This is a genomic window from Pseudomonas sp. HP_01, from assembly GCF_055284355.1.
This window is the reverse complement of the sequence record NZ_JBTOPV010000005.1, coordinates 80247-92538: the sequence shown is the minus strand read 5'-3', so window position 1 is coordinate 92538 and position 12292 is coordinate 80247. Positions and strand designations below refer to the sequence as shown.

Genomic DNA, 12292 nt, shown 5'->3' with positions numbered 1-12292 from the left:
ATGTTGGAAAAAGTCCTGATCGCCAACCGCGGCGAAATCGCCTTGCGCATCTTGCGTGCCTGTAAAGAACTGGGCATCAAGACCGTCGCGGTCCATTCCACGGCAGACCGTGAGCTGATGCACCTTGGCCTGGCAGACGAAACCGTCTGCATCGGCCCGGCGCCAGCCAACCTGTCGTACCTGAACATTCCGGCCATTATCTCGGCTGCAGAGCTGACCGGCGCCACGGCGATCCACCCGGGCTACGGTTTCCTCGCGGAAAACGCAGACTTTGCCGAGCAGGTCGAGAAATCCGGCTTCGCCTTCATCGGCCCCAAGGCCGAAACCATTCGCCTGATGGGCGACAAGGTTTCCGCCAAAGACGCCATGAAGCTCGCCAACGTGCCAACCGTTCCCGGTTCCGACGGCCCGTTGCCGGAAGACGAAGAAACCGCGCTGCGCATCGGCCGTGAAGTCGGCTATCCGGTGATCATCAAGGCCGCTGGCGGCGGCGGTGGTCGCGGCATGCGCGTGGTGCACAAGGAAGAAGACCTGATCGAAGCGGCCAAACAGACTCGCGCTGAAGCGGCTGCCTGGTTCAGCAACCCGATGGTCTACCTGGAAAAATACCTGACCAACCCACGTCACGTGGAAGTCCAGGTGATTTCCGACGGTCAGGGCCAGGCGATCCACCTGGGCGATCGTGATTGCTCCCTGCAGCGCCGCCACCAGAAGGTTCTGGAAGAAGCGCCTGCACCGTTCATCGACGAGCAAGCCCGCAAGGACGTGTTCGCGGCCTGTGTCAAAGCCTGCATCGACATCGGCTACCGTGGCGCCGGCACGTTCGAGTTCCTGTACGAGAACGGCCGTTTCTACTTCATCGAAATGAACACCCGTGTTCAGGTGGAGCACCCGGTTTCGGAGATGGTCACCGGCATCGACATCGTGAAGGAGATGCTCAGCATCGCCGCCGGCAACAAACTGTCGTTTACCCAGGATGACGTTGTCATTCACGGGCATTCGCTGGAGTGCCGGATCAACGCTGAAGATCCAAAGACCTTCGTCCCGAGCCCGGGCCTGGTCAAGCATTTCCACGCGCCAGGCGGTAACGGCGTGCGTGTGGATTCGCACCTGTACAGCGGCTACAAGGTTCCGTCCAACTACGACTCGTTGATCGGCAAGCTGATCACCTGGGGCGCGACCCGCGACGAAGCCATGGCGCGCATGCGTAACGCCCTGGATGAAATCGTGGTCGACGGCATCAAGACCAACATCCCGCTGCACCGTGATCTGACCCGCGATGAAGGCTTCTGCGAAGGCGGCGTCAACATCCACTACCTGGAACACAAGCTGGCCGCTGACAAGCATTGATCCGCCAGTAAGTGCTACAGACCAACAAAGCCGCTTTCGAGCGGCTTTGTTGTTTTTCGGTCGGGCCTCTGGATTTTGGGACGCGCCCATCCTGTGGGACCGGCTTTAGCCGGGAAGAGGCCTGGGTGACCGACATCACCTTCGCGGTGTGACGCTTAACGCATTCCCGGCTAAAGCCGGTCCCACTTTCCCAGCCTCACTGCCACACCCTCTTTGTTGTTTCCCCGCGAACCCCGTAAACTTCCCGGTCTTTCGTGGCCGTTGGCCGCTTCTCAATTTTTCAACTCGAAGGTCACCCGCCATGCCTTGGCTGCAAGTCCGTCTCGCCATTAGCCCAGAACAAGCCGAAACCTACGAAGACGCCCTGCTCGAAGTGGGCGCCGTATCGGTGACGTTCATGGACGCTGAAGACCAGCCGATCTTCGAGCCAGAGCTGAACACCACGCCGCTGTGGTCGCACACGCACCTGCTGGCGCTGTTCGAAGCCGACACCGATGCCGATCACGTCCTCGCTCACCTGAGATTGCTGACCGACGCCGAGCTGCCGGAACACACCCATGAAGTGATCGAAGATCAGGACTGGGAACGCAGCTGGATGGACAACTTCAACCCGATGCGCTTCGGCCAGCGGCTGTGGATCGTGCCGAGCTGGCACGCCGCACCGGAGCCGGAAGCGGTCAATCTGTTGCTCGACCCGGGCCTGGCGTTCGGCACGGGTACCCATCCGACCACCGCGCTGTGCCTTGAGTGGCTCGACGGCCAGGACCTCGCCGACTGCAACGTGCTGGATTTCGGCTGCGGCTCCGGCATCCTCGCCATCGCCGCGCTGCTGTTGGGCGCTAAACAGGCCGTCGGCACCGACATCGACGTCCAGGCCCTTGAAGCGTCCCGCGACAACGCCGGTCGCAACAACGTCCCGGCCGAGAAATTCCCGCTGTATTTGCCTGAAGACCTGCCCCAGGTGCCGGCCGACGTGCTGGTGGCCAACATCCTCGCCGGCCCGCTGGTTTCTCTGGCGCCACAGTTGGCGAGCCTGGTCAAACCCGGTGGCCGACTGGCGCTGTCCGGTATCCTTGCCGAGCAAGGCGATGAAGTTGCCGCCGCTTACGCTGACACCTTCGAGCTAGACCCGATCGCCAACCGCGAGGGCTGGGTACGGATCACCGGTCGTCGCCGCTGACAGCCAGTTGCCCTAAGATCCAACCATCAGGCGCTCTTTAACCCCGGATACCCGCATGACCGACAGCTTCGTCACTCAGTGCCCGCATTGCCAGACCAGTTTCCGCGTCAGTCACGCTCAGTTGAGCGTGGCCCGAGGCATGGTGCGCTGTGGCTCATGCCTGCAGGTGTTCAACGCCGCGAAACAGCTGTTGGAGCAACGCGACGGAACAACCGCGGAAACGCCGTCGCCTTCCGCGCCAAACGCCGAAGGCGTGGAGAAGAAGCCGGAAATCCTCGCGCCGCAGTCACTCGTCGTGACCCAGCCAGCGCCGCTGCCGGTCAAGCGTGACGAGCGTGAAGTCGATCTGGATAGCCTCGATCTGGACGATCTGGACGTTGAACTGGCGCGTCTCGAACAGCGCGAGATTCAGCTCCCCGAGTCCTTCGGGCGGGTCAGCAAGGCGCGCGATCACGACGAAGTCGAGTCCTTCAGCGCCCGACGCGACGAGCCTGACGTCGCGCAGGAGTCGTGGGCCCACGGGATGAGTCACGACGACGTCGACCATCTGCCCGAACTTCGCGCAGAAGTCGTCGAGGAACGCGAAGCGCATACCGACCACACGATAGACGAAGGCCCGCTGGACGAGCCGATCAATCAGCAGGACCGCCATCGCACCGAGCCTTCATTCTCGCTGACGCCGGACGATCTGGACGACCTGAATGACGAGCCGGCTCGCCCCCACTCGTTCAAGCATCAAGCCGAACCCGACGACGACGCAACGTCGGAACGCTTCACCGCCCTCGACAACCATGACGATCAGGATCGCCTCAGCGCCCGTCATGATGATGAGGAAGACGATGAGGCCCCGCACGCAGCTGCCGACGGCAAGCGTGGCGGCCGCAACGAACCAGGCCTGCGGGACAGGGCGTTGGTCGACCTGACGGATGACCCGCTGCAGTTGTCCTGGCAGAAACCCAAACCGCGCTGGGGGCGGCGCCTGCTGTGGATGCTGTTGATCCTGATTGCGCTGGGCGCACTGGCCGGCCAGTACATTGCCTACCACTTCGAGGAGCTGGCGCGACAGGATCAGTACCGGCCCATTTTCATGGAGCTGTGCCCGTCCCTCGGCTGCAAGGTCCCGTCCAAGGTCGATATCAAACTGCTCAAGAGCAGCAACCTTGTCGTGCGCAGCCACCCCGAATTTCAAGGCGCACTGGTCGTCGACGCGATCATCTATAACCGTGCGTCCTTTTCCCAGCCGTTCCCGCTGCTCGAACTACGCTTTGCCGATGCGACGGGTCAGTTGATCGCCAGCCGCCGATTCAAACCGGGCGAGTACCTGAGCGGCGAGCTGGCGGGCAAAGACGAAATGCCGCCACAGACGCCGATCCACATCGCGCTGGACATTCTCGACCCGGGCCCCAAGGCGGCGAACTACAGCCTGAGCTTCCGTTCGCCGGAGTAAAAACGACGGACGCAGCGGTTTTCCCGCACCGAAATGCAGCACCCTGCGCGAGACGGGATGCCCGAAATCCGACGACACTTTTATGACGATGCCGGCCTAAACCTAACCGTTTGCGATAAGAACGGAACTGTTCAGATTTTATCCAATTCAGCCTTTATCCAGTCATCGAGAGCGGGTATCATGCCCACCCTTTTTCATACTCTGGGTCCCGTCTGAATTGGCGCTGAAGCACTTTTCGGACCAGACCTCGTGATTCGGCCCCACAACAGGTCACCCTATGTCGGCGGTACGCATCGGCCCTTACACATTGCAAAACGGCTTGATTCTCGCCCCGATGGCGGGTGTCACCGACCAGCCCTTCCGCCAACTCTGTCGCCAGCTCGGCGCAGGCCTGGTGGTCTCGGAAATGGTCACCAGCGACATGAGCCTGTGGAACAGCCGCAAGTCGCGGTTGCGCATGATTCACGAAGGCGATCCCGAGCCACGCTCGGTACAGATCGCTGGCGGGGACCCGCAGATGCTTGCGGACGCAGCACGCGCCAACGTCGAACTCGGCGCGCAGATCATCGACATCAACATGGGTTGCCCGGCAAAAAAGGTCTGCAACAAGGCCGCCGGCTCGGCGCTGTTGAAAGATGAGCAGTTAGTGACCGAAATCCTGCACGCGGTGGTCGCGGCAGTCGAGGTACCGGTCACGCTGAAGATTCGCACCGGCTGGGACCGGGCGAACAAGAATGGTCTGACCGTCGCCAGAATTGCCGAACAAGCCGGCATTCAGGCATTGGCGGTGCACGGGCGAACCCGTGCCGATCTCTACACCGGTGAAGCCGAGTACGACACCATCGCCGCGATCAAGCAGGCGGTGTCCATCCCGGTGTTTGCCAACGGCGATATCGATTCACCGGAAAAGGCCCGCTACGTCCTCGACGCAACCGGCGCCGATGGGCTGTTGATTGGCCGGGCCGCCCAGGGGCGCCCATGGATTTTTCGCGAGATAGAACACTACCTGCAGACCGGGGAAAAACTTCCGGGCCTGCCCGTCGGTGAAGTGGAACGCATTCTGCTAGAGCATCTGGCTGCGCTTCACACGTTCTATGGCGACGTGATGGGCGTGCGAATCGCCCGCAAACACGTCGGCTGGTACCTCGCAACGTTGCCGGGCGCCAGGGAGTTTCGCGCCCTTTTCAACCGTTTGGATGATACAGAAGCACAGTGCGCCAACGTTCGGGAGTTCTTTTCCCAGCGCGATAAATCCCTCCCAGCAGGGAACGAAGAAGAGGTGGCCGCATGACGATGATGACTGAGACTTTAGTGAGTGGAACAACACCCGTGAGCGACAACGTCAATTTGAAACAACACCTCAATACGCCGAGCGAAGAGGGTCAGACCCTGCGCGGAAGCGTCGAGAAGGCGTTGCACAACTACTTCGCTCATCTGGAAGGTGCGGCCGTCACTGATGTCTACAACCTGGTGCTCTCGGAAGTCGAGGCGCCGTTGCTCGAGTGCGTGATGAACTACGTCAAGGGCAACCAGACCAAGGCCTCCGAGCTGCTGGGGCTGAATCGCGGCACCCTGCGCAAGAAACTCAAGCAGTACGACCTGCTGTAAGCATCCGAAAAACAAGCGACCTCACTTCAATGCGGTCGTTTTTTTTGCAAAATTCTTTTGCTTTTGATGGAAGTTGAGATGACCGACCAGACGACCCGCCTGCCGATCCGCCGCGCCTTGATCAGCGTATCCGACAAGACCGGCATCCTCGAATTCGCGCGTGAACTCCAAGCCCTCGGTGTCGAGATCCTCTCCACCGGCGGTACGTTCAAGCTGCTCAAGGACAACGGCGTTGCAGCGGTGGAAGTCGCCGACTACACCGGCTTTGCGGAAATGATGGACGGCCGGGTCAAGACACTGCACCCGAAAATCCACGGCGGCATCCTCGGCCGTCGCGGCATCGACGACGCCATCATGAGCGAACACGGCATCAAGCCGATCGACTTGGTCGCGGTGAATCTCTACCCGTTCGAAGCGACCGTTTCCAAGCCGGGCTGCGACCTGCCGACGGCCATCGAGAACATCGATATCGGCGGCCCGACCATGGTTCGCTCTGCCGCTAAAAACCACAAAGACGTCGCCATCGTCGTCAACGCCAGCGATTACACGAACGTGCTGGAAAGCCTTAAGGCCGGCGGCCTGACCTACGCGCAGCGCTTTGACCTGATGCTCAAGGCATTCGAGCACACCGCCGCCTACGACGGCATGATCGCCAACTACCTGGGCAGCGTTGACCAGTCCGCTGAAACCCTGAGCACCGAAGGCCGCAGCGAATTCCCGCGCACCTTTAACAGCCAGTTCATCAAGGCGCAGGAAATGCGCTACGGCGAGAACCCGCACCAGAGCGCGGCGTTCTACGTTGAAGCCAGGCCTGCCGAAGTCGGCATCGCCACCGCGACCCAACTGCAAGGCAAAGAGCTTTCCTACAACAACGTCGCCGATACTGACGCGGCGCTTGAGTGCGTGAAGAGTTTCGTCAAGCCTGCCTGCGTGATCGTCAAACACGCCAACCCGTGCGGCGTTGCAGTAAGCCTGGATACAGAGGGCGGCATTCGTCAGGCCTACGAGCTGGCCTATGCCACCGACAGCGAATCGGCGTTCGGCGGCATCATCGCCTTCAACCGTGAACTGGATGCCGAGACGGCCAAGGCCATCGTTGCGCGTCAGTTCGTCGAAGTGATCATCGCCCCGAGCGTCAGCGCCGACGCTCAGGCCGTCATTGCCAGTAAAGCCAACGTGCGCCTGTTGACCAGCGGCCAGTGGGACGCAGAACGCGCGCCGGCCTGGGATTACAAGCGGGTCAACGGTGGCTTGCTGGTACAGAGCCGTGACATCGGCATGATCGGCGCCGACGACCTGAAAGTGGTCACCCAGCGCGCGCCTACCGAGCAGGAGATCCACGACCTGATCTTCGCCTGGAAGGTCGCCAAGTACGTGAAATCCAATGCCATCGTCTACGCCAAGAACCGCCAGACCATCGGCGTCGGCGCAGGCCAGATGAGCCGCGTGAACTCCGCGCGCATTGCTGCGATCAAGGCCGAACACGCCGGTTTGCAGGTGCAGGGCGCGGTCATGGCTTCCGATGCATTCTTCCCCTTCCGCGACGGCATCGACAACGCTGCCAAGGTCGGCATCACCGCGGTGATCCAGCCAGGCGGCTCGATGCGTGACGCCGAGGTGATTGCGGCAGCCGACGAAGCAGGTATCGCGATGGTATTCACCGGCATGCGCCATTTCAGGCACTGAGTGCAGCGGCAAGCATCAAGCTGCAAGCGTTAAGTAAAAGCAGAGTCGCGTCGCTTTACTCGCCCTTGCAGTCTTATTAATTCAGAGCAATGAGCCGTGATTAAGAGTTGTGCTATTCGCTTTTACTTGCCGCTTGTAGCTTGCAGCTTCTCCGAAGGAGTCTTTCTTTGAATATTTTAATCATTGGCAGCGGTGGCCGTGAACACGCCCTGGCCTGGAAGGTCGCGCAGGACGCTCGTGTCGAGAAAGTCTTCGTCGCCCCCGGCAATGCCGGCACTGCCACTGAAGCCAAGTGTGAAAACGTCGCGATCGACGTGCTGGCGCTGGAGCAACTGGCTGACTTCGCCGAGAAGAACGTCACGCTGACCATCGTCGGTCCGGAAGTGCCGCTGGTGGCGGGTGTCGTCGACCTGTTCCGCGCCCGTGGCCTGAAGTGCTTCGGCCCGACCAAAGGCGCCGCACAGCTGGAAGGCTCCAAGGCATTCACCAAGGACTTCCTGGCGCGCCACAACATTCCCTCTGCCGACTACCAGAACTTCACCGAAATCGAACCGGCGCTGGCGTACCTGCAAGAAAAAGGCGCACCGATTGTCATCAAGGCCGACGGCCTGGCGGCGGGCAAAGGCGTGATCGTCGCGATGACCCTCGCGGAAGCGGAAGACGCCGTGCGTGACATGCTGGCCGGCAATGCTTTCGGCGACGCCGGTTCGCGCGTGGTGATCGAGGAATTCCTCGACGGCGAAGAAGCCAGCTTCATCGTCATGGTCGACGGCAAGAACGTGCTGCCCATGGCAACCAGTCAGGACCACAAACGCGTCGGCGATGGCGACAGCGGCCCGAACACCGGCGGCATGGGTGCGTATTCCCCGGCCCCGGTGGTCACCGCCGAGGTTTACCAGCGCGTGATGGATCAGGTCATATGGCCGACCGTCAGGGGCATGGCCGCCGAGGGGAACATTTACACCGGTTTCCTCTATGCTGGTCTGATGATCGACAAGGCTGGCAACCCGAAAGTCATCGAATTCAACTGCCGCTTTGGCGATCCGGAAACCCAGCCTGTGATGCTGCGCCTGCAATCGAGCCTGGTATCGCTGGTCGAAGCCGCTCTGGCGCAAACGCTGGATACGGTGGATGCTCAGTGGGACCCGCGTCCGAGTCTGGGAATTGTTCTGGCAGCCGGCGGTTACCCGGCCGACTACGCCAAGGGCGACGAGATTCAGGGGCTGGACGCTGCGGCCGCGTTGCCGGGCAAGGTGTTCCACGCTGGCACCGCGTTGCAGGATGGCCGTATCGTGACCTCCGGTGGTCGTGTGCTGTGCGCGACAGCGCTGGGCGACACCGTTGGCGACGCGCAGAAACAGGCGTACGAACTGGCTGCAAAGATTGACTGGAAAGGTTGTTTCTACCGCACGGACATCGGCTATCGCGCCATTGCCCGGGAACGCGGCGAAGATCTGGCGTGAGCCCCCCCGTCCGATCAGCGATTCCTCGTTGAGTCGCTGATCGGTCATCCGGTGCCCCAGAGTTAAACAGGCTTCATTCACGAAGGGATTTCGCCGTGCGCTGGCTCAGGATTGCCACTCGTTTGACCGTCACATTGCTGACTCTGCTCTGTATAACCTCGGCCGCTGCCGAGGTCAGTGCAGGCTGGTCAACCCTTGTCGATGATCAGGCTAATCTGAACCTCAGCGACGTTCGCTCCCCCCACTACGAATCCCAGTTCAGCCCTGTCGAACTCGACAAAGTGCGGGCGACCAACCGCGACTCCGCACTGTGGCTGCACTATCGCCTGCCCCCGACCACCCATGAACAACTGGTGCGAATCTTCGCCCCCGACCTGGCCACGGTCGACATGTACGTGCTCGACGGCGACAGCCTGATCGATCATTCGCGATCGGGTAACCGAGTGCCGCGCGAAGCCCAACCCCTGCCGTCACTGGACTTTCTGCTGCCGGTGCCCCACAGCGACAAGACGCTCGACCTGTATCTGCGCCTCAAGTCCGAACAGGAACTGCGCCCCAACATTACGTTGCAGTCCGCAGTCACCAGCGCCGCCGACGAGCGCCGACCACTGCTGCTCGGTCTGTTCTTCGGCTCGCTGGCCATGCTGATCGTGCAGAACATCACGCGCTTCGCCCAGTCCCGCTCAATCAGCAGCTTGTGGCTGGCAGCGTGCGAGGCGTTTCTGGGGTTGAGTGCGTTGTTGCTGCTCAACCTTCAGGCGCCCTGGCTGCCGCGCTGGCACCTGGAGCAGACGCCGAGCGCCCACCTCGCCCTGCTCCTCGCCGCCGCGACAGGGCTGATGTACACGTACTGCTTCTTCGTTCAGCGCGGGGTCGAGATGCTCAATCGGCTCCTGATGGGCGTGCTGCTGGTGGTCGGCTTTGGCGCGCTGCTGGTGCTGTTCGTTGAAACGCTGCCGCTGAACATCATGACGTTCCTGCTGGTGGCACTGACCACGGTCAGCATCACCCTGGTGTCGATCTACCACCTGCAGAAGGGTTACTCGCCTGCCCGGCCATTCGTGATCGCCATGATCGCGTTCAATCTCGGCAACCTCGTGGTGCTGCCGGCCATGCTCTGGTTGACGAGCATTCCCGCGCAGACGCTGATCATCGGCGTGTTGGCGGTATTCTGCCTGTGCGGCCTGTTGATGAGCATCGCCCTGAGCGAGCGTCATCGCAGCATCACCGAAGACAACTTCAGCATCAGCCGCGAACTGGCGGCCAGCACCGCAGAGATCAACGCCAAGGCCGAGTTTCTGGCGAAGATCAGCCACGAGATTCGCACTCCCATGAACGGCGTTCTGGGGATGACCGAGCTGCTGCTGGGCACGCCGCTGTCGGTCAAGCAGCGCGATTACGTGCAAACCATTCACAGCGCCGGCAACGAACTGCTCACCCTGATCAACGAAATCCTCGACATCACCAAACTGGAATCAGGGCAGATCGAGCTGGACGACGTGCAATTCGATCTCAACGCGATGATCGAGGACTGCCTGAGCATCTTCCGCGCCAAGGCCGAGCAGCAAAATGTCGAGCTGATCAGCTTCATTCAGCCCCAGGTGCCGCGTGTCATCAGTGGTGACCCGACGCGACTGCGGCAGACGCTGCTCAGCTTGCTGGAGAACGCCTTAAAGAAGACCGACGAGGGCGAGATCCTGTTGGTCGTCGCCCTCGACTCCCGCGGCGGCAAGCCACGCTTGCGCATTGCCGTCCAAGACAGTGGCACGCCGCTGACGCCCAATGAACGCGACGCACTGCTGCACGCCGAACTGCATAGCAAAAATTTCCTGGCCGCCAGCAAGGTAGGCGGTCACCTGGGGCTGGTCATTGCCCGGCAGCTCATCCTGTTGATGAGCGGCGAGTTCGGTATCCAGAGCGGCACCAATCAGGGCAGCACGCTGTGGCTGAGTCTGCCCCTTGATACGGAACGGCTGGAGCAGCCCCCCGCCGACCTGGACAGCCCGCTCAAAGGCGCGCGAGTTCTGGTGGTCGACGACAACGACACCTGCCGCAAGGTGCTGGTACAGCAGTGCAGCGCGTGGGGGCTTAACGTCAGCGCCGTGCCATCGGGCAAAGAGGCGCTGGCGCTGCTGCGCACCAAGGCGCACCTGCGCGACTACTTCGATATCGTCTTGCTCGACCAGAACATGCCCGGCATGACCGGCATGCAACTGGCCGCCAAGATCAAGGAAGACCCGAGCCTGAACCACGACATTCTGTTGATCATGCTCACGGGCATCAGCAATGCGCCGAGCAAGATCATCGCGCGCAATGCCGGGGTCAAACGCATCCTCGCCAAGCCGGTCGCCGGGTACACGCTGAAGACCACGCTGGCGGACGAGCTCAATCAGCGCAACAAAGGCAATGCGCCCTTCTCTGCAGTGCCCGGGGTGATCAGCGATATCGACGTGCCCAGCGACTTCCGTATTTTGGTCGCCGAGGACAACAGCATTTCCACCAAAGTCATTCGCGGCATGCTTGGCAAGCTCAACCTGCAGCCGGACACTGCCAGCAATGGCGAAGAAGCACTGCTGGCGATGAAGACCCGGCGCTATGACCTGGTGCTGATGGACTGCGAAATGCCGATCCTTGACGGGTTCTCGGCGACTCAGCAGTTCCGCGCCTGGGAAACCGGCAACCAGCGCATTCGCACCCCTGTGGTGGCGTTGACCGCGCACATTCTGGCGGAGCACAAGGATCGCGCGCGCCAGTCGGGCATGGACGGCCACATGTCCAAGCCGGTGGAGATGTCGCAGTTACGCGATCTGGTCGAATACTGGGTGGAGCAACGTGCGCGGGATGACGCGACCCGCGCCACCCGCGGCGAAGACCGTTATGAGCAAAACTGACCGCCAGGTATCCGTGACAGGCTGATAGACTTGGCGCCGTCCCAGTCTGCTGCCATGAGCTCAAACCATGCTTCACGTGCTGTTCAGCGTTTACCTGAAGATGCTGGTGCTCTATAGCCCGTTCTTCGTCCTGTCCTGTTTTATTTCCCTGAGCCGCGGTTACTCACGCAAGGAACGCCGACGCCTAGCGTGGAAGATCGCCTTCGCGACTCTGGTTTCCAGTGTCTTGCTGTACCTGTTCGGGCGGGTGATTTTCGGGGTCTTCGGCATCACCGCCGACGCTTTCAGAATCGGCGCCGGCAGTGTGCTGTTCATCTCCGCGCTGGCCATGGCCCAGGGCAAATCCGGCGTGCAGACCGACAACGTTCAGCAGGATGTCGCCATCGTGCCGCTGACCATCCCTATCACCGTCGGCCCCGGCACCATCGGCGCGCTGCTGGTCATGGGCGTGAGCCAGCCACACTGGGACGACAAACTCACCGCCATCGTCAGCATCGCGCTGGCCAGCCTGACGGTCGGCGTGGTGCTTTACCTCTCGAACAGCATCGAACGGGTTCTCGGCGATCAAGGCCTGCAGATCGTCAGCCGGCTGATGGGGTTGTTCGTTTGCGCCCTGGCAGCGCAGATCATCTTCACTGGCATCAAGGGCTATCTGCTGACCTGACGA

General features: G+C 61.4%; 9 protein-coding genes. All 9 read left to right on the top strand.

The genetic code is table 11. From position 1 onward, the window contains the following. The 9 genes from accC (at position 1) to ACYAR8_RS05180 (ending at position 12289) form a co-directional block, all read left to right on the top strand. Entirely contained in the window at positions 1 to 1350 is a 1350-nt protein-coding gene (gene accC, locus ACYAR8_RS05220) for an acetyl-CoA carboxylase biotin carboxylase subunit (RefSeq protein WP_074890448.1), read from the top strand. A 301-nt stretch (positions 1351 to 1651) separates the two neighbouring features. Next, positions 1652 to 2530, top strand: a complete 879-nt coding sequence (prmA, locus tag ACYAR8_RS05215) for a 50S ribosomal protein L11 methyltransferase (protein ID WP_463579261.1) — start codon at positions 1652 to 1654, stop codon at positions 2528 to 2530. Between the two features lie 55 nt (positions 2531 to 2585). Further along, positions 2586 to 3977: a DUF3426 domain-containing protein gene (locus ACYAR8_RS05210; protein WP_463579260.1), complete on the top strand. Its 1392-nt coding sequence runs from the start codon at positions 2586 to 2588 to the stop codon at positions 3975 to 3977. Positions 3978 to 4254: 277 nt separating this feature from the next. Continuing rightward, positions 4255 to 5268, top strand: coding sequence for a tRNA dihydrouridine synthase DusB (gene dusB / locus ACYAR8_RS05205; RefSeq protein ID WP_074890442.1), 1014 nt, complete (start codon positions 4255 to 4257; stop codon positions 5266 to 5268). Then, complete coding sequence (gene fis, locus ACYAR8_RS05200) at positions 5265 to 5585, top strand: DNA-binding transcriptional regulator Fis (protein WP_007907419.1); 321 nt, start codon at positions 5265 to 5267, stop codon at positions 5583 to 5585. The genes dusB and fis overlap by 4 nt, the downstream gene beginning before the upstream one ends. 78 nt (positions 5586 to 5663) lie before the next feature. Continuing rightward, a complete protein-coding gene (purH, locus tag ACYAR8_RS05195; protein ID WP_463579259.1) occupies positions 5664 to 7271 on the top strand; it encodes a bifunctional phosphoribosylaminoimidazolecarboxamide formyltransferase/IMP cyclohydrolase in 1608 nt (535 codons plus the stop codon). 167 nt (positions 7272 to 7438) lie between these two features. Further along, positions 7439 to 8734, top strand: coding sequence for a phosphoribosylamine--glycine ligase (gene purD, locus ACYAR8_RS05190; RefSeq protein ID WP_463579258.1), 1296 nt, complete (start codon positions 7439 to 7441; stop codon positions 8732 to 8734). A gap of 95 nt (positions 8735 to 8829) precedes the next feature. Further along, positions 8830 to 11625, top strand: a complete 2796-nt coding sequence (locus ACYAR8_RS05185) for a hybrid sensor histidine kinase/response regulator (RefSeq protein ID WP_074890436.1) — start codon at positions 8830 to 8832, stop codon at positions 11623 to 11625. A gap of 67 nt (positions 11626 to 11692) precedes the next feature. After that, complete coding sequence (locus tag ACYAR8_RS05180) at positions 11693 to 12289, top strand: MarC family protein (RefSeq protein WP_074890435.1); 597 nt, start codon at positions 11693 to 11695, stop codon at positions 12287 to 12289. Positions 12290 to 12292: the final 3 nt, after the last annotated feature.

Bases quoted from the DNA above. Each gene is read 5' to 3' on its own strand.
- accC (WP_074890448.1), top strand. From the start codon at position 1: ATGTTGGAAAAAGTCCTGATCGCCAACCGCGGCGAAATCGCCTTGCGC.
- prmA (WP_463579261.1), top strand. From the start codon at position 1,652: ATGCCTTGGCTGCAAGTCCGTCTCGCCATTAGCCCAGAACAAGCCGAA.
- ACYAR8_RS05210 (WP_463579260.1), top strand. From the start codon at position 2,586: ATGACCGACAGCTTCGTCACTCAGTGCCCGCATTGCCAGACCAGTTTC.
- dusB (WP_074890442.1), top strand. From the start codon at position 4,255: ATGTCGGCGGTACGCATCGGCCCTTACACATTGCAAAACGGCTTGATT.
- fis (WP_007907419.1), top strand. From the start codon at position 5,265: ATGACGATGATGACTGAGACTTTAGTGAGTGGAACAACACCCGTGAGC.
- purH (WP_463579259.1), top strand. From the start codon at position 5,664: ATGACCGACCAGACGACCCGCCTGCCGATCCGCCGCGCCTTGATCAGC.
- ACYAR8_RS05180 (WP_074890435.1), top strand. From the start codon at position 11,693: ATGCTTCACGTGCTGTTCAGCGTTTACCTGAAGATGCTGGTGCTCTAT.